Source organism: Caulobacter sp. GW821-FHT09A05 (genome assembly GCF_059418465.1).
The window spans coordinates 292,540-318,138 of the sequence record NZ_JBWKPX010000002.1; the positions used below are offsets into that span (position 1 = coordinate 292,540).

General features: G+C 61.7%; 14 protein-coding genes. 9 read left to right on the forward strand and 5 right to left on the reverse strand.

All coding sequences use genetic code 11. The annotated features are described in order from the left end of the window. Positions 1-23: 23 nt before the first annotated feature. Together AC07NX_RS03045 and AC07NX_RS03050 are read right to left on the reverse strand one after the other, a co-directional pair. On the reverse strand, positions 24-2,222 hold the full coding sequence (locus AC07NX_RS03045) for an integrase catalytic domain-containing protein (RefSeq protein WP_494639016.1): 2,199 nt from the start codon (positions 2,220-2,222) through the stop codon (positions 24-26). Then, complete coding sequence (locus AC07NX_RS03050; protein ID WP_494639018.1) at positions 2,222-3,043, reverse strand: Tn7 transposase TnsA N-terminal domain-containing protein; 822 nt, start codon at positions 3,041-3,043, stop codon at positions 2,222-2,224. Before AC07NX_RS03050 ends, AC07NX_RS03045 begins: the two co-directional genes overlap by 1 nt. Positions 3,044-3,920: 877 nt before the next feature. On the opposite strand from AC07NX_RS03050, the gene AC07NX_RS03055 reads away from it, so the two are divergent. The 3 genes from AC07NX_RS03055 to AC07NX_RS03065 all read left to right on the forward strand — a co-directional run bounded on the left by AC07NX_RS03055 (position 3,921) and on the right by AC07NX_RS03065 (position 11,149). Next, entirely contained in the window at positions 3,921-6,206 is a 2,286-nt protein-coding gene (locus AC07NX_RS03055; RefSeq protein WP_494639020.1) for an nSTAND3 domain-containing NTPase, read from the forward strand. Between the two features lie 20 nt (positions 6,207-6,226). Continuing rightward, the gene (locus tag AC07NX_RS03060) at positions 6,227-7,495 is read left to right on the forward strand and encodes a phospholipase D-like domain-containing protein (RefSeq protein WP_494639022.1); all 1,269 of its coding nucleotides are present in this window, start codon (positions 6,227-6,229) and stop codon (positions 7,493-7,495) included. 129 nt (positions 7,496-7,624) lie between these two features. Then, positions 7,625-11,149, forward strand: coding sequence for a class I SAM-dependent DNA methyltransferase (locus AC07NX_RS03065; protein WP_494639024.1), 3,525 nt, complete (start codon positions 7,625-7,627; stop codon positions 11,147-11,149). Positions 11,150-11,537: 388 nt separating this feature from the next. Here AC07NX_RS03065 and AC07NX_RS03070 read toward each other — a convergent pair whose 3' ends face one another. Continuing rightward, a complete protein-coding gene (locus tag AC07NX_RS03070) occupies positions 11,538-11,720 on the reverse strand; it encodes a DUF3606 domain-containing protein (protein ID WP_494639026.1) in 183 nt (60 codons plus the stop codon). Between the two features lie 166 nt (positions 11,721-11,886). On the opposite strand from AC07NX_RS03070, the gene AC07NX_RS03075 reads away from it, so the two are divergent. From AC07NX_RS03075 to AC07NX_RS03100, 6 genes are all read left to right on the forward strand, one after another. Continuing rightward, entirely contained in the window at positions 11,887-12,708 is an 822-nt protein-coding gene (locus AC07NX_RS03075) for an RNA polymerase sigma factor (RefSeq protein WP_494639028.1), read from the forward strand. Then, a complete protein-coding gene (locus tag AC07NX_RS03080; RefSeq protein WP_494639029.1) occupies positions 12,705-13,280 on the forward strand; it encodes a hypothetical protein in 576 nt (191 codons plus the stop codon). The genes AC07NX_RS03075 and AC07NX_RS03080 overlap by 4 nt, the downstream gene beginning before the upstream one ends. Next, complete coding sequence (locus tag AC07NX_RS03085) at positions 13,280-16,699, forward strand: UvrD-helicase domain-containing protein (RefSeq protein ID WP_494639031.1); 3,420 nt, start codon at positions 13,280-13,282, stop codon at positions 16,697-16,699. The genes AC07NX_RS03080 and AC07NX_RS03085 overlap by 1 nt, the downstream gene beginning before the upstream one ends. Positions 16,700-16,777: 78 nt before the next feature. Then, complete coding sequence (locus tag AC07NX_RS03090) at positions 16,778-17,539, forward strand: multiubiquitin domain-containing protein (RefSeq protein ID WP_494639033.1); 762 nt, start codon at positions 16,778-16,780, stop codon at positions 17,537-17,539. A 1-nt stretch (position 17,540) separates the two neighbouring features. Then, positions 17,541-17,981 (forward strand): hypothetical protein, encoded by a 441-nt coding sequence (locus AC07NX_RS03095; RefSeq protein WP_494639035.1) that lies wholly within the window; start codon positions 17,541-17,543, stop codon positions 17,979-17,981. Next, positions 17,981-19,270: a hypothetical protein gene (locus AC07NX_RS03100; protein WP_494639037.1), complete on the forward strand. Its 1,290-nt coding sequence runs from the start codon at positions 17,981-17,983 to the stop codon at positions 19,268-19,270. The genes AC07NX_RS03095 and AC07NX_RS03100 overlap by 1 nt, the downstream gene beginning before the upstream one ends. Before the next feature lie 47 nt (positions 19,271-19,317). Here AC07NX_RS03100 and AC07NX_RS03105 read toward each other — a convergent pair whose 3' ends face one another. Together AC07NX_RS03105 and AC07NX_RS03110 are read right to left on the reverse strand one after the other, a co-directional pair. Next, a complete protein-coding gene (locus AC07NX_RS03105) occupies positions 19,318-22,479 on the reverse strand; it encodes a UvrD-helicase domain-containing protein (RefSeq protein WP_494639039.1) in 3,162 nt (1,053 codons plus the stop codon). Continuing rightward, the gene (locus tag AC07NX_RS03110) at positions 22,476-25,187 is read right to left on the reverse strand and encodes a PD-(D/E)XK nuclease family protein (protein ID WP_494639041.1); all 2,712 of its coding nucleotides are present in this window, start codon (positions 25,185-25,187) and stop codon (positions 22,476-22,478) included. The genes AC07NX_RS03105 and AC07NX_RS03110 overlap by 4 nt, the downstream gene beginning before the upstream one ends. Between the last annotated feature and the right edge of the window lie 412 nt (positions 25,188-25,599).

Sequence of the window (25,599 nt, forward strand, 5' to 3'; positions counted from 1 at the left end):
TTGCTAAGCGCCCGAAGGCCGGTTCACTCGAACGCGTCCCAAGGATTCCGCCCGTCAGTCCGCGGCGGCTTGCGGCGCGCAGCGGCTTTGACGGGATCGGCCTTGGTCGGCCCAGGCTTGGACTGCTGAACCGCGCGCTTGCGCCGCCCCTTGGCCGGGCGTGGCGACGGAAGGCCGCCGTCATTGCGGTTTGAAGCCAAGGGTTCGTGATCGATGATCGGAGCTAGGCCGTCAGGTCGTGGCGGCGCGTAGGCGATAGAGACCCTGTCGCCACTGACCGGGTGGACGGTCGGCGGCGATAGCAATCTGGCCTTAGCCCGACGGTCACGGATTTTGGCGCCGGGGACAGCACTCTGGGTCCGATCGACGAGCCGCGCACGCGCAGCCAGACGATCGGCTTCCGTAATGAATTCCAGACTGCGATCTTTGGCCCAGGCCTGAACCTGCCTATGGTGCCAAAGCGACATTCCCGCGACGTAGTCTACATCGACGCAGGGTAGCGTGACGTAAACCTTCCGCCGCCGGTTCCAGACATGGATTTCCGAGATATTGGCAGGGTTGTAGTGGACTTTAACTGTGGCGGTCGCTGCTCTTGAGCCGCGCTGCTGTTGCCGGACCGGTTCAATGCCGATCAGGTCATCGAGCAACCCGGCGACGGCGCCTTGGTCGTGATACTGCAGCCCAAAGAGCCGAACACCACCCCGCGTGACCTTGCATGGGTACTCGGTTTTGCCGGCGATTTTATCGAGCAGACTGTCGTCGCCGATGACGTCGATGCCGTTGGCGAGGACGTCGCGTTGCCAAAGATCGGCGGGAGCCATCCCGATCCCGCGATGCTCGCACTTATGGTAGTAACAGATGGCCTCCCACATGAGATCTTCGATTTCACTCAAGGTGAGAACCGCGTCTTTGTAGGGATCGTATCCCATCTCCCGCAGGATTTCGGGCTTGTAGACGGCTCCCGTCACCTTGTGAGCTAGCAGGTTATTGAGCGTCCGGAAGAACCGCTCGACGATCGCCTTGTAGGTAGGCGACCGCACGGGGGCCCAGCGGATGGCGGTCCCGACGTCATTCATGACGTCTTCAAGGGAGTTGCCCGCAAATTCCCAGCCGTTGTCGACGACGATTTCGTCGAAACGGCCGAATATCTCAGCCAGTATTTTGAATCGAGGTTCGCGCTTCCTGAGATGTAATTTTGGCCGGTTCGCCCTCTTTATGCATTCGGTGACCGAATAGAGAGATGGCGGCTCAAAGCTGATCACGAAACCCACGATGCAGCGCGTTCGCACATCGATGAGCACGGTGACCCATGGCCGCCCGATGGGGATCATCCAATCGGTGTCCAGACAGACGACTGTGTCTAGGAGGTTGTGATCCATGCACCCCAGTTGGAGGGCGCGCGTGGACGTCAAGCCCTCGCCGTGCGCCTTGAAGCGGGCCTTGGCTTTGAGAGGGCCATACTTGGCCGCATAGGTCTCGAAGTGCTCATGTAACCGCACGTCCAGCCGGAAGGTCTCGAAGCTGGGGATTCTGAGCTGAGGGAAGCCCAGGTTACCCCTCCGTCGGCGTTTGTTGATGTAGCTAATCAGGCGATGAAAGAGGGAATAGGCATCGCTGATGCTAAGCTTCCCACGCGACCAATATTCCGCGACGCTGCGCCGTAACAATTCAAGAGTCTCGGGCGGAAATTTCCGCTGCCTCTCCACGCGGCCCGTCATCGAGATCATCTGCCTGATCGGACGCTCGCCGGGCGTTCCTCGATTGTCGAGCCAACGGCGGACCGACCAAACAGAGGGCATTCTCTCGAACTGCGCGGCCTTCTCAGGCTGCTCCCGCCAAAGTCGGACGAGGGCTCGCTCGATTGCCTTCAAGCCGCGCCCCATTTCGCCCTGTGCGTCAAACCAGTTGACTACGAAGGCTCGCAATCGTGCCTTCCGGTCTCGCTGTTCAACGAATTCGGTATCGACCTCGATTGCCGCGGCCTGGCGTCTCGGCCTTGAACTGGGGACGTCTGGTACTCGCTTCAGCCTTCCACTTTCGAAGGCCTCCAACGCCCAGGCGCGGGTCGGCGCCCATTTTCGCCCTTCATCGTCCTCCAATTGAAGGGGCGCGAGCGTTAGCTCGATCCTGAAAACGAGCAGATCATCGCCCAGCTCACGTTCGAAGCCCAGCGCGAGGCCGTCATAGGTCCACCGCTGGCCTGGTTTGAAGATCATCGACATCAGCGGACCTCCGAAAACTGGAGGTGCGCGCCCGCGTCGCGAACCAAGCGGACTTCGCTGTCGTCGGTGAGGCGACGATCCAGCATGATGTCGGCCACGCGCCCGACCATCAGCGCCTTCACGATCGCTCGCCCTTGTCGACGTTCCCCGAGGGCGTCGGCTACGGCGCCAAGGGGCGCTGCCCCGCCTTCGCGCACGATAAGCGCGCAGGCCCGATAGATATGGGAGGCGTCGTATCGAACCGTCCGCCGCGACTGCACTTCCTTGACGTTGGCGTGGAAGATCGGGGGCTGTGTGAGCGCGGGCTTGGTTACGACCCTAAAACTCCAGCCCAGAGAGTGGCAGACCTCCCCTACGCGCGCCAACTTAGCCGCGTAGTCGGGGTCACGAAGCGCCCGCCAGTCGTTCTTGACCTCGACGACTTCGAGCGCGCCGGTATCCAATTGCCGAACACTATCGGCGATGTAGATCCGCGGGCGGCCGTCGAGCGTGAACTCGAAGCGGAACGGTTGAGCTCGATAGTCGATGACGGTCGTATCGACCTCGCTGTGCATGAAGAACGCGAGCTCGTTCATGCCCTCGTGCGGAAAGGCCCTGCGCGCTTTTCGGCTCGGGTAGCTTCCCGTGACGATGTGGCGGCGGCCGGTGATGACCGTGCGGAGCGGTCGGCCGTCCAGCGTCATTACAATGCGGCAACTGCAGTTGAGCAGATTTCGGCCCGTCGAGTTCGGGTCAACGAGTTGCGCCTTGATACTGTCTTCGATCGAAGGAAGCCCCGATGGCCGCCTTATCGGACTGCCCCAACGGTCTGCGTTGGTCATGGGGGCGCTAAGCCCTCGGTTGGAAGGTCCCATTGAACATCTCCAGAAGTGATTTTCTTGGCGATGGACACCGCATGCGACAGCGACCGCCCTCTCAGGGCGCTTGACGGAATCGCAATAACGGGGGAGAGTTCTCAGGTCGCAAGCCAAACGACACGAAGAAAATGCTCTCCAAATGCATAAGCCTGGGTGTTGGAAGCGCCCGGGCTTATTCATTTTCCAGGTTCAGGAAAGCGCGTCGATCAATCCGGCGGCATCGCGAAGCCCTCCAAAATTGAAAATTTCGAGATTGGCGCGCACTTGTGCGCGCAGATGAGTCGTAACGACTCCATCCAGTTTCAATTGAAGTAACGAAATCTTTGGATTCGCAATCGGAAATTATCTCCGCTGCGCTAACGATTAAAATTCGACGTTTCAGCCCACTGATACCCTATAGGGTATATTCTTGATAGCAGACCAACATGCGAACACACTTGCGAAATACTTCGCATGATACATACTGCTGAGCGCCAAGGCCCGAACCGCCCCTGGCTGAATGCGAGCCGGGAGCGTGAACTGTGGATGCCGCTTTTCTTGTAAATGCAGCGCAGGTGATAGGCGGTGCGACCATCATGCTGGTGATCGTATACGGGGCGAAGGCGCTTTTGCTTCACTGCGCCGATAGGCATGCTGGCGATCGCACGAAAGATACTGAGGACCAGTGACTGTTCCTCAGAATTCCCTACGGGGCGTCGAGTGGCTTCTTTTGGTCCCGCGGTCGAAGACAGCCACTTAAGAACGCCAGCTTCGCGCTCGACGTGTGGCGAAGCCAGGTTGGTGTTATCCAGTCTAATCCGAAGCAACGGATTCGGCCGTGATACCGGCGTGGGGCGATGGCGTGCGCAGCTACGATTTCCATGAAATCTCGCCGGTCGATTTCGAGGTCCTGACGCGTGATCTGCTGCAGGCGCGCGACAAGGTGGTCTTTCAATCCTTCAAGAGCGGCCGTGATCGCGGCGTAGACCTGCGCTACGCGAGTGATCGCGAAAATCGCATCGTGCAATGCAAGCATATGCGCAAATCCGGCTATCGGGCCCTCCTCCGCGAGGTTCGGGCCGAGGTCGAAAAGATCAAGCGGATGCGCCCCGCGCCGTCCCGATACTATTTGTCGACCAGTGTCGAGCTGTCCAATGACAACAAAGACGAACTCGCCAAGATATTAGGCCTCAAGCACACCCGGGACATCCTCGGGAGTGAGGATCTGAACAACCTCCTGGGCCTATTCCCTCACGTCGAAACGAGCCACTTCAAGCTTTGGCTGGCCAGCTCCGAGGTGCTTCAGCGAGTCATCCATTCCGCCGAGGTCACGCAGAGCAGGTTTGAATTCAAGAGGATCCGTCGCGACATCCCTCGCTTCGTGCAGACCTATGGCTACGAGCTGGCCAAGGAACAACTGGACGAAGACCGGATCATCATCCTGTCGGGCATGCCTGGCGTTGGAAAGACGACCATTGCGGAGTTCCTGCTCTACGAGAAATTCGCCGATGGGTTCGAACCGGTCATCGCGCGAAACGGCGTTCACGAGGCGGGCAAGCTCTACAAAGAAGGCGTCCGGCAGGTCTTCTACTACGACGACTTTCTGGGGGCGACGTTTCTGGGCGAGACGGGGTCGATCCTCGCGCGCAACGAAGACAGGGCGATTTCCGATTTCATCGCCCGGATCGAAGACGACGACACCAAGCTGCTGATCCTGACAACCCGGGAGCATATCCTGGCCGAGGCGCTTGAAGGGTCCGAGCGCCTGAAGGCGTCGACGATGGCCAGTTATCGCTACGTCGTCGAGATTGGTGACTATGACGCCGATGAGCGCGCCCGCATCCTCTACAACCACGCCTATTTCAACGGCTTGCCGTCGGCCTATCTTAACCAGTTGCTCAGGGCCGATTTCTACATCGAGATCATCGAGCACCCCAAGTTTTCGCCGCGCCTGATCGAATGGATCACCAGCCCGCGGCGATTGAAAACCTGCCTGCCCGACGACTATGCCAAGTTCGCACTTCGCCTGCTCGACGACCCCGCCGAGATCTGGGACCACGCCTATAAGCGGCAGATCAGCCATGCTGCTCGCAGCCTTCTGCTCGCCCTCCATGGCGTCGCGCAGTGGAACTCCCATGCCAATGTGACGACTGCGTTCGAAGTCCTCCATCGGCTGCGTGCGGAGCGGTATCATTTCTCGACTTCGCCGGACGATTTGGTAGCCGCCATGCGCATCCTCGGCGGCTCGTTCATTTCTATCCGCCGATATCAGATCGAGTTCCTCGATCCTTCGGTGCGAGACCTGATGAACGCCGTCCTCGTCGAGGCACCCGACAACTGCATCGACATCGCCGCGGCTGCGGTGGAAATCACCCAGATCGAAACGGTCTGGCGGCTGGCCGAGGCCGAGCCATCGGGCGAAATCCGCAGGCGTCTTGTGGCGCGCTTCGACGACTGGGTCGAAGGATTGGTCCGCGCGCTCCAAGCTGTTCACACCAGCCACTGGGAAGATCGGACCTGGACCTATGCCTACCGGGTTGATGAGCGCCTCGGCCTCCTCGTTGACATGGCCATGACCCTTCAGATTGATGCGTTGAAGCCGCTGATCGCCCCCACTATTGATCACGTCATCGCCAGCTGGGCTCACGATCGTCCGCGGATGCCCGTACTCATCCGCTCATTGCAGGCTCTGAAGAATACGCCGTTCCTCGCGACGCCCGCGATCGAGGCCAGCCGCCTTCAGCTCAGATCAGCTCTGATGCGACAGACGATCTACGACCTCACGCCTGCCGAGGTTACGGACCTTCTGAACCTTGAGCCGGAGCGGCCGCTCTCTAGCAAGGAGGCGAGTGCGCTTCAGCTGGCGGCTGGGGGATGGCCGCGCCGCATGGGTGATTGGTTGCGCGACTGCCGAAGCGAATGGGAGCTGGAGGCTCTGCGCAAAAAGCTGGTGATCTTGAGGGACCGACTGCAGGTCGATTTGCGCGGCCCCATCGGCGCGGTGGAAACCGAGCTCACCATGTACGTCGAGCCGGAAGAACGCGAGGATCGGGCTCGCGCGGAGCGCCAACGGGAGCGGCAGATGAACAGCCGGCAATACGGCGCATTATTCGACACCCTGCGTCGCGACGACGACTACACGGGCTAGGGCATCAGTGGGGGCGGGCGATGAGGCGGGTATATTCCAATGGCGGCAAGTTCGACTATGTGCGCAACCCCTTCGAGCGACTTGCGGCCAAGGCCTCGAACCTGCACCTGGCGGCACCCTACTTCACGGCCGCCGCGCCCATCGTCAGCGCCGCCTCCGCCGGCAAGGCGGTCCAGCTTCTTGTCGGTTTGAACAGCGCCACCGAACCGGCCGCTCTATCCGCCGTCCTCAAGGCGCCAAACGTTTCGGTGCGTTTCCTGACCCACCGGTTCCACGCCAAGATTTACCTCTTCGACGATTGCGCGATGCTGGGTTCAGCCAATCTCACCGATGGGGGGCTCAACTCCAACCGCGAGGCCGCTATCTGCCTTGATCAGCCAGAGGACTTCCAGGCGATTGAGGAGGTACGCGCCCTCTTCCTGGAGCTGTGGGATCAAGCCAAAGTCCTCACCCCGGCCATACAGGAGACGTTCGCTCGGGCCTGGAACACCAACCGCCCCAAGGGGCCAGATCCGGACGATGCGATCGAAGCTGCGGTCGGCCGCGCTGAGCCGCGCAACATCGCCGTCGGCAGCGTCACCAAGTCCAGGGAGCGCCTGTTTCTCGACGGCCTGCAGCGCCAAATATACGAACAGTACAGGCCGGCCTTCACAGAGGTCGCCAACGTCCTGTCAGAAAACGACTTCCGGCGTCCCGAACTGGCGATCATCGGTCTGGCCAACGAGACCAACCGTTTTTTGAACTGGGTTCGGCTCAGTTACGTCCATGGCGACGAGGCTTGGAGAACAGCGCCACAGCTTCCGCCGGCGGAGCGCCGGAAGCATCTCCTCCAACTCGGCGCCGAATGGGCTGCGACCGACAACAACATGGTGCCGCAAACCTACGTCGGTTGGCTTGAGACGGTCGATAGGATCTTCGGCTCCGCCGTGGCGATCGAAGCGGCATCCCAGGACGACATCACCGCGGGCATGCTGTCGCTACATGCCTTCACCGAGCAGCTACGGTTCGTCAAAGGCGGCTTAGCCGCCCTGCCCGCCGCATTCTGGTCGGTCAACAACGACGATGTTGGAAAGGTTCGCCGCACCCTGACCCACCTCATTCATGGACCCGGCGATTTCGTCCCGCGCTTGCATGACGTGCTCTACGATCCCCGGATAAAACTCGGCTACTTTGGCTTTTTCTGCGCTTTGGAACTCTACGGCACCGTGAAGCCGGAAGACTCTCCGCCGATGAACGGTCGCATGGCCAAGGCTCTGCGCTATCTGGGGTTCGACGTGAAGGCGGCATAAGCCACCCGCCTCCGCCCACGTGACAACAGCCGACAACTGGCGCCGATCGGTTCGGCAAATCCAGCGTTCGCCCCCCGGCTTCGAGAGGAGCTAGACCGTCACTCCTTATGCCCATATTCGTAGGTCGGCGTGCAGGGCGTCACCATCGCCGTCACTTCGCAGCGTTTCGGAGCATTCGTGACCGTCGACGAATTTATCGGAAAGTGGTCTCCCTCTGGAGGCAATGAGAGAGCGAACACGCAGCTATTCGTCGCTGATCTATGCAGATTACTGGAAGTTGATGCACCACAGCCAACGGTGAGCGAATCAAGCCTCAACGACTATGTGTTTGAGCGCCACGTGCTGAAGACCGATATTGACGGCACCACGTCGAACGGTTGGATGGATTGTTATAAGCGCGACTGTTTCATTCTTGAGGCGAAACAAGGAAGCGTTGCCGACGCAGCGGCGGTCGATGCTGGGCACGGCGATAGCCGACACGACCTATTCGGCCAGACGGCAGCCGAGCGATTTAAGCGCGGCATGGCAAAGCGCGGCACCGCCCAATGGACAGCCGCGATGTTGCGGGCTGCGGGACAGGCGGATGGCTACGCTCGAGCACTTCCGGGGCATCACGCCTGGCCACCATTTCTCCTTGTTACAGATGTTGGCTATTGCATAGACGTCTACGCGAACTTTGCTCGCGACGGTCGACCCTACGCGCCTTTCCCTGATAGGCGCCGTTTTCGAATTACGCTGGATGACCTGCGTGATCGAGATGTGCGAGACCGCCTCTCCGCCATGTGGCGGGCACCGCTGTCCCTCGACCCCTCCATAGAGGCGGAACGCGTCACGAGCGCCATCGCTGTCCATTTGGCGAACCTAGCCAGGGCGCTCGAAGCCCGGGAACAGGATGCGGACGTAGTCGCAGCCTTCTTGATGCGCCTCCTATTCACGATGTTCGCCGAAGATACTGGCCTCATCAAAAAGGACAGCTTCAAAGATTTGCTCAAGCGCCATCGAGATGAGCCAGATATTCTAGGGCTCCAATTGAGCGCGCTTTGGACGGTGATGAACACCGGTGGATTCGCTGCATCGATCGCGAATACAGTCATTCAATTTAACGGCTGGCTGTTCAAAGATACGAAGGCGCTGGCAATGTTGCCAAGCGAAATCGACATATTGATCGAGGCCGCTGAAGCCAAATGGGACAAAGTCGAACCGGCAATTTTTGGCACTTTGCTTGAGAGAGCTTTGAATCCAAAAGAACGGGCCAAGCTTGGAGCCCATTATACCCCACGCGCCTACGTTGATCGCCTCGTCGGCCCCACAATCATGGAACCTCTGCGGGATGATTGGCTAGGCGCGCGCACCGCCGCAATGGAGGCCGCCGAGGCCGGAGATCAGGGCAAAGCCCGTAGGCTTGTCGAAACGTTTCACAGCAAGCTGGCCCAGACTAGAGTACTAGATCCAGCCTGCGGAACTGGAAATTTTCTCTATGTTGCCATGGCGAGAATGAAGGAGCTTGAAGGAGAGGTCTTGGAATTGCTGCAAGAGCTGGGGGATGTCCAGTATTTGGCAGAGATATCAGGATATACCGTTACTCCGGAGAATTTTCTCGGCCTCGAAGTCAACCCGCGCGCAGCAAATATTGCACAGCTTGTGCTTTGGATCGGCTATTTACAATGGCACTTCCGCGTAAATGGCGAGGGGCGCCTACCCGAGGCGCCCGTGCTTCGAAATGTGAAGACAATCGAGAACCGCGACGCGCTGATCGATTGGGAACGACGAGAAACGGCGCTCGATAGCGACGGGCGCGCAAAGACGATCTGGGACGGCGCATCGATGAAGCTAAACCCAGTTACTAGCAAGCTTGAGCCTGACGAAACCGGACGTCAGCAATTGTATTTCTATTCGGGAGTGAAGGCGGCAAAATGGCCTAAGGCAGATTTCATTGTCGGCAATCCGCCATTCATCGGAAACAAGAAAATCAGAAAACGCCTTGGCGACGGCTATGTCGCTGCACTTCGAAAAGCGTACCCGAATATATCGGGCGGGTGCGATATCGTTATGTATTGGTGGGCACTTTCTGCAGAAGCTACCGCCCGAAAAGCAGTTCGGCAGTTCGGCTTCGTCTCAACTAACAGCATAAAACAGATCACCAATCGCGCCGTGATGGCAAAGTACCTAGCCGCCAAGCGAAGCATCTCTCTCTCATATGCGCTTCCCGATCACCCATGGATGGACGAGGCGACGACGGCTGCCGTCCGGATCGCTATGACCGTAGCCCGCGCAGGATCTGAAGATGGCATTCTCGAACGTGTAAAATCCGAAAGGAAACAGAAAGGATCTCTCCCCGCAGTAGAGGTGATGACGTCAAAGGGACGCATAAACAGCGACCTAACAACTGGGGTGGACGTTACATCTGCAGCCACGCTTCGAGCAAATTTGAGCGTAAGCTTCATGGGAGTTATTCCCTCAGGCACTGGCTTTCGCATCACATCGGAAGATCTTATGCGCCTGGGATACAAGTCCCCACCCGATGTCGTTCGCACATACATTGGCGGAAGCGACCTAACGGACAACATTCCAACAAAACTGATTGTAGACTTTTTTGGAAAAAAAAAGGATCAAATAGAGCGAGATTACGCGCCGCTATATAATTACCTTGTTTCGACAATGAAAGGCGAGAGAGAGGCGCGATCAGGTGAGACCGTCGATTCTCAACAGTACGCCGCCGAATGGTGGCTTTTTGCAAAGCCACGACCTGAAATGCGCATGGCGTTGAAGGGACTTTCGCGTTACATCGCTACGACAGAAACCTCGAAGCATAGGTGGTTTACATTTCTGGCAAAGACGGTTCTTCCAGACCAAAAAATCCGCGTAGTGGCTTTGGATGATGGATATAGCTTGGGAATTCTAAGCAGCCGCATCCACGTGCTCTGGGCAGACGCGACGGGTGGTCGACAGGGCGTGGGAAACGACCCAGTCTATAACAACAGCACTTGCTTCGAAACATTCCCATTCCCAGAAGATCCTGGCACAGACCTTAAAGGCCGAATCAGCACCGTCGCCTCGAAACTCGACATGCTCAGGAAAAGTGTACTTGAGCTTCATCAAGACCTGACATTTACGAAACTCTACAATGCGCTCGAAGCAATTCGACAGGCGAAGATTTCGGGAGCCGTGCTCTCGCCGAGCGACCGCGATATCGCTGAGCGTGGGTGTGTTCCTTTAATGGGGGAGTATCACGATCACCTCGATGCAGCTGTGGCTGAGGCCTATGGCTGGCCGTGCGACTGCACCGACGAAGAAATTCTCAGGCGCTTGCTGACGCTAAACGGGGAGCGTGTTCGGGAAGAATTGAGGGGCAAGGTGCGTTGGCTACGCCCAGATCGGCAAAACACAGTCCATAACGTTTCTGTTGATCAAACCGCACTGGAGTTGTCTCGGACTGAGACGCCTGATTTTCAAGCGCTTGAATGGCCGATCGCCCTGCCAGAACAGGTTGTCGCGGTAGCTGGCATTGTAGCCCGCGCTGACCGTCCGCTGGCGGCTTCCGACGTAGCTCGAGCTTTCAAGAGCAAGCGAGCCAGCACTGTCATGCCCGTCCTCGACGCACTTGCGGGAATGGGGCGGTTACGCAAACTGCAGGATGGCCGTTACGTGGGTTGAGGCCTTTAGTTTCAGACAGTGCTGTATGTAGTAAATGACCGAAATCCGGAAAATCGGGCGGAGCATAAATTGACCTGACTCCACCCAAGACGAGCTGGTTTCTCTTCATTCTCGCAACGCATTCTGGGTCAGGGAGTGACGGTTGGCCGTATCGACGGCGCCGGTCCGGACATGCTGGCGCTATGTCGCAAATTATCGCTCGGTTCGGCGAACTTATACCTTGCGCGGGCAGCGAGCTTGGCGACGAGCGCTTTGATCTGGGCTTTGGCCTGCGGATTGCGGTCGCCTTGGCCGTGTCTTCATCGAAGAGATGCGGATCGCGGCGATAGCCGTAAAATCCCGGTCGGACGAGCCGACCGGGATATGCGGGTGTGTGGAGTAGTAGAGACTAGAGCGACTTGCCGAGATAGGTCGCGACCTTGGCGGCGCTGACACCGACGGCGGTGACCGCCGCCTGGAGTTCAGCGCGCGTCACAGCCCACTTGGCCGTCCAGTAGGCGACCTCGTAGCCCTCATGCATGTTGATCTTCGACGCGTCTTGGGGACGGCGCTTGGTCTTATCGTCGGACATTGTATGGATCCCTTGAGGCGGCCGCAGTGATGCGGTCCACCAGGTAATCGAGCGCGAAGTCTCTGATCGGAAACGGCGATCGAATTTTTCCCCTGCCTTACAGTTTATTTTTCCAACCGGCACACACCCGTTGAAATTGTCGCCGAGGTTGTCTTAGCTGCTACTTATGCAAGAAGACGAAGCCTCATCGAGCTCGAATCCTGGTGACGTCATCCCACCACTTCGCAAGCTTAAGAAAACCAAGGCTGATGATGGGTCGATCATCGAAACGCTCTACCGGCGACCCGATCGGATCATGCAACTGATCGGAGGTTTGATCGGTCTGCCTGAGGATGAAATTCTTGCGCGCGCGTCGCTTCGGCGCCGAAGCTCGCCAGGCTGGCTTCCGGGCGAATGTCTTGTGTTCATGATGCGCTTTGCGGCGAGGCGGGGGGATCGGCGATCCTATGGCAAATGGGTCAAGCTGATTGTCGAACGCATTACAGCGGCCATGCCGGGTGGCGGCCTCGATACGGCTTCGCCTCAAGAAAGAAAGATGTCTGACTACGGCGTGGATCGCTTCGTGCGGCTGCTGGGCCCTGACCTGACGGGGTACGAGGACAAGCTCGACATTTATGAAGCCAGGTTCGACAAGGCCGTGCAGAGCCTGAAGCTCGACGCGCTGCGCTCACACCTGACTCCAAAGGGCGAAGATCCGATCGTTGAAATCGGCGTCGAGCACGAGCAGGATCTCGATGCCGCCATGCAGAAGGCGAACCCCGATATCTTCAACGAGGCACAAAACAACGACGACGATTTCCGATCCCGCGTTTGGAAGGCGATTGACGCTCTGCCTCGAGAACAAAAGGAGATTCTTACCATGACGAGAGATGGTATGACGCCCGGCGAAATCGCTGCCCAGACCGGAACCCAGCCTCGCACCCTGCTAAATCGGAAGAACGCCGCAATCATCGCCGTGCGCGCGGCCGTCGAAGGTTCAAGCACATGACCGCGGCCATGAGAGACGAACTTAGCGATGTTCTTGAAGCCTATATGCTGGACGACGAAGAGCCGGGTGTCCTAGCTCGCTATCTGAAGCAATATCCTCAGTTCGCGTCGCACCTCTTGGCGCTTGCGCACCAGGTTGCTGAAGTGCTGCCAGACGAGGCCCCCGAACCTGATGAGGTCGCACGCGCCTCGGTCGATGCGGCGGTTTCGCGGGTGATGGCCGATTGGCCGGCCGCAATCTCGACCGACAATCCTTTCGCGACCATGGAGCCATCCGACTTCCGCCGTGTGTCTAAACTCCTTGGAGTGCCGATTCAGGTCATCGGCGCGATCCGCGATGGACTGGCCATCCCTACGTCCATTCCCATGGGCTGGGCCCGGCGGCTTGCACTAGCTATGAACGTTTCGGTGAACGACCTGATGCGGGCTATAGGGGCAAATGGTCAGCCCGTCGCCAGCTTCAAATCCGATGATCGGCCCGCGGCTAAGAAGCCGGTTCCGTTCGAGCAGATCCTGATCGACGCACAGGTCGATCCGGCGAAGCGCGCGGAGATCATGTCCGACGTCACCTGATGGATGCGATCGAAGCGTCTCGCAGGCGCGCGGCGGCACGGCATGCCGTTGCGGTTTCGCGTGGACTCGACCCCTTTAAGCCCCTGGATCTGGTCCTGAGCGAGGTCGAGAACGCCGGCTTCGGCGCTGAGCCAGCCAGACCTGGGGCGGCGCAACTCGGCAACGCCCAAGCCAAGTTCGACCCGTCACTCGGGCTGATTCTCTATTCCGATACCGGCTCGGACTTCGACAAGGCATTCTTGATCGCCCATGAGCTGGGGCATGGGCTTCTGGGGGACGCCCGAGGCGCATGCGAGGCCGATCCGGAGCGATCATCCGAACCGGCCCCAGATGGCGAAGAGCGAGTCATCGCCCACGGACCGCGTCAACGCCGCGAAGTTCAGATGGATCTGTTCGCCCGTGAACTGCTCCTGCCTCGCCCATGGATGAGACAACTGCATCTCGACGCCGGAATGTCGGCGGCCGAGATCGCGGGCAAGATCGGTGCGCCGGTTGGGGCGGTCTATCAGCAGTTGCTCGACTCCCTTCTGCTCCCAGAGATCTCGAGCGAGCGCACGCCAGTACGGCCCAAGCCGTTGAACGATCGCCAACGCGAGGCAGCGAGCCACAGGGGCGAGGCCTTTCTGCTCGAGGCTGGACCCGGAACCGGCAAGACGCAGACGTTAACGGCCAGGGTCGGCGAGCTTCTCGCAGCCGGTGTCGATCCTCGCCGCATCCTCGTTCTGACTTTTTCCAACAAGGCCGCCGCCGAGCTGACGGATCGGATCGCCGGTCAGCAGAGCGATGCGCTTTCGGCTCTGTGGATTGGGACCTTCCACGGTTTTGGCCTGGATGTTCTTCACACCTTCGGCGATCGGGTCGGGCGGTCGCGTAAGCCGACCTTGCTGGATCGCGCGGAGGCCGTCGCGCGCCTCGAGGACGAACTTCCTAGGCTCGGACTGGTTCATCATCGCGATCTCTATGACCCCACGACCGTGGTGTCTGACATGTTAGCGGCGGTCTCCCGCGCCCAGGATGAGATGTGTGATTATATTGCTTACGGCAGGCTCGCCGACGCGATGCTGGTCCGGGCCCGGGCGCTTGAGGGCGAGGCGAGAGCGCCGGCTATCGAGAAGGCCGAGCGGGCCCAGGAGGTCGCGCGCTTCTATGAGCGGTATGAACAACTAAAGGGCGAAGGCGATCTCGTCGATTTCGGCGATCTGGTGATGCTCGCCGTTCGACTTCTGGAGACTGATGAAGCCGCCAAGTCTCATTATTGCGATCGGTATAGTCATGTGCTCATCGACGAATATCAGGACGTCAATCGCGCCAGCGTGCGGCTGATCAAGGCCTTACGGCCGACCGGCAACGGTCTTTGGGTCGTCGGGGACGCCCGCCAGTCCATCTATCGGTTTCGGGGCGCTTCATCGCGCAACATGGCTCTGTTCAAGCGCGATTTCCCGAACTCGAAGGACGGCGGGCTCGTCGTCAACTATCGGTCGTCGGCCGAAATCGTCGGCCTCTTCAACCGATTTGCCGAAACCATGGCGCAATTCCCGGGCGACGGCGATCCGTCTGCTCGCCCGCTTGAGCCTCTGCACTCGAACAGCGGCCCCAGTGGGCGCGCGGCGGATCTCATCATCGCTTCCGACAAATCCACGCTCGTGCCGGTGATCGCTGATCAGATCGAGGCGGATGTCAGGGCTGGCGGGCGCTACCGTGACCACTGCGTTCTGGTTTCGGGCAATGACCGATTAGCCACGATCGGTCGCGAACTAGAGGCACTGGGCCTGCCAATCCTGTTCCTTGGCGGCCTGTTCGAACGGCCGGAAGTCAAGGATCTCCTTTGTCTTCTGTCGCTCGCTCATGATCCCTGGGGGGCGGGGCTCATTAGGGTCGCGACGATGCCGGAGTTCGAGATGGACTTGGCGCAGGTGACCGAGACGATGGCGGCGCTGAAGGATCCCGCGACACCGCCGAACGCCCTGGCGCGTCCGGATATTGCAGTAGGTCTCACGCCCGGCGCCGCCGAGCCGCTGAGCGCAATCGCCACGGCATTGAGGGGAGTCGAGCCATCCACCCGCCCTTGGACGGCGCTGGCCGAAATCCTGTTTGATCGGACGCGGCTCGGCGCACGATTAGCGGGCGGTCGCGACGCTGGCGAGATGACGCGAGCGATCGCGGTCTGGCAGTTCATGAATTTCGTCAAATCGGTCCGTGGACTGGGCGTGCCGACAATCCCGGCCTTGTTGAAACGGGTTCGCCGTCTCATCCGTCTTGGCGACGAACGCGAACTGCGGCATTTGCCCGCCTCTGCGTCCGGAATCGATGCTGTGCGGTTGATGACCATTCACGGTGCCAAGGGTCTTGAGTTCGCGACCGTGCACCTACCGGGCTTGAACGCGGACACTCTTCCCAAACGCCCACACCTCGGCCGGCCGGCCTGTCCGCCACCCGCCAACCTGATCGAATTCGCCCGCGGCGATGTGGATGAGGAACTGGCGATCAGTCATTTGGAGGAGCAGGACTGTCTGCTCTATGTGGCCCTCTCTCGGCCGGAACTCGGGCTGAATCTCTATCGCTGCCAATCGGATCGGCGGGGTGTCGCGCGGCAAGAATCGTCTTTCATCGCGCGTCTGGGCCTATTCGGCCGGGTCGTCGCGCCCTCGAGACATCTTCCGCCTGGCGCGGACTCCGCCCCTGTCTCATTGAGCGCCTCCGGCGAGGGGCGGATCCCGGTCTGGCGGCTAGCGCAATATCGCAGATGTCCGCGGCGTTTCTTCTATTCCCACGTCCTCCGGACCGGCGGCGCATCCGAGCCGACACCCTATAAGACCGTCCATGACATCGCTCGCCGGATCATCGGAGAGCTCGCAGATATGGCGAGGATCCCCAGCGACGAGGACGTTGCGCGCTTGACCCGCGAGGCCTGTCGGATTCCGACCCTGACGGAACACGGCTACTACTCTGACTTCGAACGACTGGCGATCGATTTGGTCAGCTTCTACGCGGAACAAAGACGGTCCCTTGCCCCGCACGCCAGGCCGGTTCTGGACATTGAGGTCGAGGGTCTTGCCGTCGAACTCCAGCCCCATGACCTGGTATCGGACGGCGTCGAAACGTCGATGTGGCTCGTTCAGACCCGTCATGCCCGGTCCAAGTTCCAAGACGAGTTGGATGTGCGGGCGCTGATCGATCTGGCCAGCGCGCGCGGCCTCCGGGCTGAGGTGCTGCATCTGGCGGATCGCCAACGTTCCATCGTCGAGCCCAAGCGCGGTGCGCCAGCTAGTTTGCGCAAGATGCTGACGGACGATGTGACAAAAATCCGGGCGGGTCTTTTTCCAACGATGGACGACCCCAATCCGAGAGTTTGCGGGAACTGCCCCGCTCTGATGATCTGCCATGCCCTACCGCCCGGACGCGCGACGTTGAGATTTTAGGCCGGTCCTTTCCGATCGACCTGCCGGCCTTCGATTGTCCTCTCAGAGCCCGCGGGTGGCTCAGATTGGAGCAATACGATGGAACAGGTTTCTACTCACGACCGGGCCGATGGCGCCCCCCTCGACGACAGCGTCGAGGTCAACCGTACGGCGGGCTATCGCCTGCTGTATGGCGACAACGGGCTGGACTTCCGCCCGCTGGTGCTGCGGGACCCCGTTCCGATCGGCCGGCAGATCCTGGAAGCCGCGGGTGTGCGTGATGTCGAATCCACCGCTCTGGCGGCCATTCTGGCCGGCGGCGCGATGGAGGACATCCGCCTGGGCGAATCCTATGACCTGAGCGCGCGGGGCGTCGAAAGGGTGGTCGGCTTTCGCACGGACACGCTCTACCGCGCCTTCCTGGTCGGCCGCGAGCTGATTTGGGGTCGTAAGGAAATCCACGGCGAGGAACTCTACACCCTGGCTGAACTGGCCGAGACCGAAGCCCTCTATATCGATGTCCCGGGCGGAACCGATGTGCACGTTGGGCGCGACGACGTCATCGATTTGTCCAGGCCGGGGGTTGAGCACTTCATCGTCGGCCCGATCCCGGCCCCCTCGGGCTTCGAGGTGTCAGTGAACTACAATGGGCTCGTCCGTCAGGTCCGGGTTCAACTGCGCGATCTGATCGCTTCGGTCATCGAGACGGCCCGCCCGTTGTTCGGCAATCCGGGCGGCGACCTCGTCCTGATCGACACCGCCTCCGGTCGGGTTCTGGAACCTAGCCGTACGGTGGCTCAAGAGGGCGTGAAGACGGGGGCCCAACTGCAGCTGCGCGCGCCGATTGTGCGGGGCGGCTGATATGGCCGTTCTTCTGCCCAAGTCGATCCTGGCAGAGACCTTCGACCGCCTCCGCAGTTGCGGGGGCGGTCGTCGCGAATGTCAGGCTCTGTGGGTCGGGCCTTGGTCCGAGCCGAACCGGATCCTACGCGTCGTGCATCCGCTTCACAGCGCCAACGCCGTCGGCTTCACGCTAGACGACGCTTGGCTGACCCAATTTTGGTCGTCCCTGGCCCAGGCCGATGAAGGTGTCCGGGTCCAGATCCATACCCATCCCGGCGCGGCCTATCATTCGGCGACCGACGACGCCTTTCCCATCCTCGCCGTCCCCGGCTTCCTCAGCTTGGTAATCCCGCGCTTCGCCATGGGGCCCTCGGACTTCCAGGACGCTTTTCTGGCGCGCCTGGATGCCGACGGTCGTTGGCGGCAGGTCCCCATCTCTGACCATCTGGAGCTTGTCTGATGACCTTGATCGACGCTCTGTCGCGGACCCTGCTGCTGATGCGGTCGGACCTCGACGACAACGTTTCCGATGCCGCCCTTGCCGACGCCCTGACCTCGGTCAAGATCGTGCTGCAGGCCGGACCGGACGCCATGGCAACCCATTCCGGCCAGTCCGCCCTGGTAGCCACGGCCCTTACGCTAGCCCGCTCAGGCCATGAGATCTGGATCAATGGGGAGGAGATCGAGGCAATCGGACCGCAGCCGCCGCTCCCTCCAGGTCCGCTGCTGGCGGCGTTGAAGGCGGTCGGCGGTGATCTTCTGCCGAGCTGTTCAATCCGGCTGGGCGCGCCGGAGGTGCCGGATCTTTCGGTCGTTTTCGGCCAGGCTCAGCCGGCATGTGACGCTCTGAGGGCGATCTCGGTGAACGCGACGGACTGGGAGGCCCGCCAAGGGGCGCAACCCACGCCTTGGTGCGGCGGAGACTGGCCAATCGGCGGCCTCGGGGTCGGCGTTCTCGTCGCCTCCGAAGCCTTTCGTATCGCCATGCGACGGCTGACCGGGAATGCCCGTGACCGCGGCTATTTCGACGCCCTCTATGCGCCCTCCAGATCAATCGTCTTCGCCTTGGCGGCCCCTGACACGCCGCGTCATATTCGGTTGCCGGAGTTTGACTTTGTCAGCGGCGGGGCAATCGCCAATGCGGCCCTGTTCGCGCTGGCGCGCTTGCCAGGCCTATCGGGGCAGGCACGGGTGCTGGACGATGACGTTTCAGCTCTGAGTAATCTGAACCGCAACGCCATGCTGACCCGCAGCGCCCTGGATCGGTACAAAGTGGAGGATCTAGCCCGTTTGACGGGAGGCCTCACGGTCGATCCACGTCCGGTTCGCTATGAGGCCGGCATGGCCACGGCCCCCACAGTGCTGGTTGGGGTGGATGACATCGCCTCGCGCTGGGCGGTCCAGGCCGCCGGACCGCGCTGGCTCGGCGTGGGCGCGACCGAGGGCTTCTCGGTCATGGTCTCGTCGCACGCCGAAGGCCAGGCGTGCACGGGCTGCCTGCACCCTCAGGCCGCCTCGTCCGACGGACCGATCCCGACGGCCGCCTTTGTGTCCCTGCTTTCCGGTCTGCTTTTGGTCACGCGCTGGCAACGCGCTCTCGGACCCGAAGGCGCGGCGTTGAGCGATCAGCAGACCTTTGTGAACGCTCTTCGGCCGGAAAGCTGGTCCCATGGTTCGATGCCGATCGCGCCGAACACCGCCTGCCCAGTGGCCTGCATGGCCTCCCAAAGCCGCTGCGTTGCCTATTAGGCCTATTCAAGCAAGGGAAAGGCCCCGGTGCGCGGGGCCTTTTCGATTCAAGGCAGATCGATCCGGGTGATGGCACCCACGACCGGCTGATGGACCCAGTATTCAAACCGCGTCCGCCCGGTGATCCGCTCTAGAGCGTCGGCATAGAGCCGAACCTGGCCGGCGAAGGCTCGGAGCCGATTCTGATCCATGACCATGGAGCCGGGGAAGCTCTTGTGGTCGATAATGGCGTAGCCGTCGCCCAGATCGACAAGAAGATCAAGACGGCCGGCCACGATCTGCAGACCGTCCTCGGCATGGACAGGCCATTCCTTCAGGGCCGGCGCTTCGCCCCATCTGTTGACGACGAAAGCGGTCAGACGATCGCTGATGACCACCAGATCCGCGGCCGAAAGGTGAGGCGCGCCCCAGCGCGTCAGAAGTTCACCGGCAAGGCGTTCGCGGTCCGCCCTCTCAAGGGTCTTGTCGTCCGCCGCCAGGAAGCGGTGAATGGCTTCGCCGAGACGCTGGAGGTCGGGATCGCCCACCAGAGCGATGCGGGCGCCGAGCGCCTCGGTGGCAAGGATCTGAATATCGTCGGCCGCGGCGACACCCTCGCTGGGACGAAGCCTGAGCGGAGGATGAGCGACACTGGCGGAGGGTGGGCGCGCATATTCGGCGGCGGGCGGCTGGACGGCCTCCGCAGGATCACGCAGATTCGGCGCGTCTCGGTTTGGGAAGGGTGCCCCCCCCACGCTCACCCCGCCCGCCAGGGATATCAGCGGAGCGCCGGCGTCATCCAGCAGCTCGTCGAGCCAGGCCAAGCCTCCCCCCGTCGCGGCCAAGGCCAGGTGATCGCGCGCGCGGGTCAGGCCCACATAGAGCACCCTGCAGCGCTCCAGTCGATCCTGAGCCATGGCGTGAAGGCCCTTCTCCGACAGGGGAGCGGAGACGTCGAGGCCGACATTCTTCTGCTGATCGCCATATGGCCACGGCCAGTAGCGCAATATCCGCGCCGCCAGCGGATCGGTCCAGTCCGGCGGGGTTTGATCCTCAGCCGTCAGACCGAAGGGCGAGCCCTTTGCTTCACTGTCGAGCTCGGTCAGGATGACGATCGGCCACTCAAGGCCCTTCGCACCGTGATAGGTCAGAACGTTGACAGCGTCCGGATGGCGGCTCTGCGGCTGACGCGCATCGGGACGACTGTTCAGCCATTCGCAGGCACCGGTTAGGGTGACGGCCTGGCGTTCAGAATGCTGATCTTCCTGGTAGTCCACAATCATCGCGCGGACCGCTTCAAGGTTCTGCAGACGCTGTTCAGCTGCTCCCCAAGCCAAGAGGGTGGCCAGAATACCATCAGCATGCAACAGGGCGTCGAACACCTCGGCGGGCGTCAATTGTGGCGACCGATCGCGGATTTCGGCCAGAGCTGCCGAGAAGGGCAGAACGGCGGTCAGCTGGTCCCGAGCCTTACTGTCGAAGACCGCGCTGAACCAGTCATCACCGTCATTTACCAAGCGGGCCAATTCGGCGAGCGCCAGGGTGTCCGAGGCGTCCGCGATCCAGCGGAAAGCCGCCAGGGCGAACTCGACTTCGGGCTGGTTTAGAAGTCCGCCGCGTTCCACCGCCACACGAACGCCCTGGGCCGACAAGGCGACTGCGAGTTCAGCGACCATGCTGTTGGAGCGGCAGAGGATTGCGACGTCGCCGCCTCGCGCCCGACGGCTTGACCCGTCCCGGGCCGACACCGGCCAGGCGTCTGCGTCGGCGAGGAGGCCGGCAACGCGCGACGCCAACATTTCAATGCGAAGGCCCTTGTTCTTGCCCGACATCTCCCAGACCGATAGCGCCGCCGGCATGGCAAGGTCCTCAGTCCGTTCGCACTTGTCGAAGGTGATTTCCTCGTTGGACATGCCAACGCGCAGCATGTTCGGCGCTATGGCCGCATTGACGAAGTCGGCGAGCTGCGGCCGGGTGCGATAGGACCGCCGCAAATAGCCGGTCTCGCCGCCGGTCGCGGCGGTGATCGCGGCGGACGCCGTGCTGGTCAGTTCGGGATCGGCGTCCCGAAAGCCGTAGATCGATTGTTTGGGATCGCCGACCCAAAGATTGCGGCCTGCGATCCGGGAAAGAGCCGTGAAGATCGCAATCTGGATTGGGCTGGAATCCTGAAATTCGTCGACGAAGACGGCGCCGATCAGTTCACGCAGGCGCGGCCCGTTCGCCGGGTCGGCGATGATCTGAAGCGCCAGTCTTTCCTGATCGATGAAGTCCAGCAGACCCCGGGCGTGCTTATAGTCGGCGTAGGCTCCCATGCAGCGTGCGGCGCAATCGAACATCAGCTCTATGTAGGTCCTCAGATCCGCCTTCAGCGCTGGATGACGGGGATGAACCGTGGCCGCCGCAATGACCTCCGCAAACAACGGAGCGTCGGTCTTGGTCGCTCCCAGCTTACACAGCCGGGCCCAGTCATCCCATCCCAGTAGTTCGCTCGCGCGCAGGATACGCAGCGCCTTGTCGACAAGCGGGACATCCTTGTCACGCGTGCCGCCCTTGAGCGCGTCCCCCGCGCGCTTCAGTTGGCTTTCACAAGCTTCCAGCGCCGCGAGAAGCGCGGCGTTGAGGCTGGCGGCGGTCTCTCCCGCGACATCCGGCGGCAGGAGGGCGATCAGACCGTCGGCGGAATACTGCGCGCAAAGCGCCAAGCGATCCGGCGCGATGCCATTGGATCGGGCCAGGTCGACCGCGCGCCTGAGATCGTCCTGCCAACCGCGCACCATTCCGCGTGGGGTCGCATAGCCACGCGCGACCATACCGAAGCGTTCAGCGATGTCCGAGATCGCCGGCCCGGCGGCCTCGATGATCGCGCCCGCCGCGCGATCGAAGATCGGACGCTGACGTTCCTCGGCGATGACCTCGACGACGGGCGAACGTCCAAGTTCGAAAGCGAACTCTGAGATCAGCCCCCCACAGACGGAATTGATCGTGCCGACCCGGGCCGAGAGCATGGCCGCGCCAAGATCGGGACGGCCTCTCTCGATCAGACTGGCGCGTATGCGTCCCGCGAGTTCGGCCGCCGCCTTCTTGGTGAAGGTGGTGGCGAGGATGCGGTGCGGCTCCACCCCGCCTTCGACTGCTTCGACGATGTCGCGGACGAGGCGATAGGTCTTGCCCGTTCCTGCGCTGGCGATCGTCGTGTCGACCGGGTTCTGGGTGATCACGTCGGTCATGCCAGACCCTTTTGGCGACAGAGGGTGGAGTAGTCGCACCAGTCACAGCGCGCTTCCCGCGCCGCGCCAAGATCGACCGGCAATTGGGCCGCGACGCCATCGACGCCGGTCGCCAGAAGCCACCCCGCGTCCGCGGTGTCGCGCCAGGTTCTCCAGTCCTTGACCACGGCTTTCCAAGTCTCGGGGAAGGTTCGTTCGCCTTGAACGAGGCGGCCGATCAGGCCGCTGTCGGCCAGGGTCGCGAACTGCCGCTGGTTCAGCAGGAAATAGCCCGCGCGATAGGGATCATCGGCGGCGATCATGGCGCCGTAGGCCGCAAGTTGGATCGCGCCTCCGCCCGCCAGCTCGTCGATCCGGGTCTTTTCGCGGCGGGTCCATTTGAGGTCCACGATTACCGGTCGGCCGGCTGAGTCTCGTGCGACCAGGTCTACAGCGCCGCGCATGGCCAGCAGGGTCTCGAACGTGCCGCTGACCTGATGCTCCATGGCTTCGACCTGAAGATGGTTCGAGGCCAGCGACTTGGCCAAGGCGGCCATGGCTCCGGGCAGTCGCCTGCGGGCATGGTTGAGATCCTCAGCAAACTGGGGATGGCGCAGGGGCGCCGCCAGCTGATCGATCCGACCTTCGAGCAGTTCTGCCGTGCGCCGCTCCGCGTCCGCCGGCGGCGGAGGCGGCCCGGGGAGAAAAACGTCGCGGGCGATGGCATGGGCCAGATTGCCCAGAAGCTGATTGGCGTCAGGAATGGACCTGACCCGCCCGGGCCTCAGCCTTGCCACATGGCGAAGCGCCCACATGAGCTGACAGGCCATCAGGCTTTCGAGCGAGGTCGCCGATTCCGTGACGTCGACCAACCTGGCCGTGAACGTTGTGGGTGTCGCCCAAGCAATCTGCGCGCCCGGCAAGTCGCGCGGCGTGGAAGGTGCGCGCGGGACCATTGTCCCCCCCAGCTTGATCTCGGGGCCGTAGAGGCCGTCTTCCAGTTGGGTGCGCACCGCCAGGACATCCAAAGCCGGCTTCAGCCTGTGGGCCAAAGGATGAAGCGCGTCCTCCGCCTGTCGGTCGAGGCCCGCGGCGATCAGGATCACGCGGTCCCGGGTATTCAGAATGGCCCGCTCCCATGCGGCGCTGGCGACGCTCGCCGGCAACGTCAAGGCGTCGGCAGGGCAGCCCGCCCGCGCCAGTTCCGTACGCTCCGCTTCGGTCCAGGGCGCGCGCTGGGCGCCTTCCGTCGTGGTTTCGAAGCCCCACCAGACCAAGGTCCCCGCTGGCGCCCAGATCGCGCCAGGATGGATCACGCTTCGCCAACTGGCCGCCTGCGCCTGGGCACCCGGATCGGTTTGGCCCGCGTCCATCGCCTGATCGATGACGCGTTCGATCAGCAGACGCGGGAGGCGTTCATGCTGCAGCGCGGCCAGGGCGGTGCGCACTTCGCCGGCCAATGTGGTGGTCGCGGCATAGAGGCTATCGCCAGTCGCGGCGAACCTGAGAGCGGCCCAGGTCGTCACGCGGTCACAGATCCGCAGCGCAGAAGCGAGGGGCATACCGACTACGGGATCCGCCAGAGCCGGTTCGGCCCAGTCGCGCCATCGCGCCAGCCTTGGTTCGATCTTAGCGATCTTCGCCGCATCACCGGCGGCGGCGTCCAGCTCGGCCTGCGCCACGTCGGCCCAAGCCGATATCCAGTCGTCGCCTCCCCGTCCCGGTGCCTCTTCCAGAGCGAACGCCAACCGTCGCGCGGCGCGCGGGGGGATTGGCGAGTTTGGAAAGACAAGAAGCTCCATCAACGCGTGGGCGTCGAACGGCGCCCAGGCACCCTTGAAGGCCAGCAGAAGTAGCTGCAGGGAACCGCGGTGGATTGAGGCCTGGCTGCGACCAGCCCGGGGCTGGCCCGATCCGCTGAGGCCGTGGTCGAGCAGCGCGGTGTCGCCGCCTTGCGCCACCAAAACCAGTTCAGGCAACGTCTGGGCCGCCATCCATTGGCCGAACAGTTCCGCCGCGAGCGGTTCACTGGCCGCCGTCGCCAGGGTCAGGGTGTCGTCCGGACCTGAAAGCGCATCGGTTGATCCCAGCATCCAGCGCTGGAGCTTGCCTAGGGCGGTCCCAGCCGGAGCGGCCGCCGCAACCGGAATGTTCTCGATCACGCAGCCAAGGGCTTGAAGGCGTTCCGCGAGGCGGCGCAGGGGCGACGCCAGAAGGGTCATTGGATCAATCAGCCGAAGACGTGTCAGCGGCGACCTTACGCCGCCTTCAAGGCGCTTGAGCAAAGCCTTGATCCGGTCGCTCAGGCCCGGCGGCGTATCGGACGCCTGTCGGCATGCCACCGCCAGTTGGGCGAGCCGCACCTCGGTCCAGTCAGCATCGGGGTTCCAGCCCAGTCCGATCAACTCATCTCGCCAAGCCAGAAGCTTTCTGGCTGTGGACCATGGATCCATGGCCAAGGATCTTGACCAGAAGAAGGTCCCTTCGAGCGCCTCCAGCGCCGCTTGGAAGGCGGCGACACGCACGACCTGGGCGTGCGGAGGCCCGCCGAGCCCCAGGTTGGTTTCAAGGATGTCGAGTAGTCCGATGGGGCCCACGACAGGCTGGCCCAGGGCCCCGCGGACATCACCGCCATGATCGGGGCTCGCGCCGCCGTCCGCCCAGGCTCCAAAAACGACTTCCATCCCCGTTTGCCCTTCCGGCTTTTCATAAGCTCTATCGTTAATCATCTTCCGATAGAAGATATGAACAATATAATCTTTAATTGCATAGACATGACTTCGCCAAAATGTCCGTCGGATTGGCAATCGAGTGTGACGTGTCCATTCGGAAGCCCACCCACTGAGTTCTTATGGCGACGGTTGCGGTCGCATTGGCACGCTGGGGTAGCTTAACCGTTAGCGCTTTGGGCCGCTATACGCCGAGTCTAAGCGGCCGACACGGACTCCTGGGGCCGGACAAGTCAGCGTTATCCGAATATTGAGGTCCCTCGGACTTCGACCTTACGTCAGAGAGATCGCGGCAACACTCCGTCGAAGCTGGCCTTTTCGGCTTCGACCGTCCCAAAGAGTCATGCCCCTTGGCAGGCGGCAAAACTCCCTAGCGAAAATGGACCTTCCCAAAGGTTGCGATGAGTGCAGC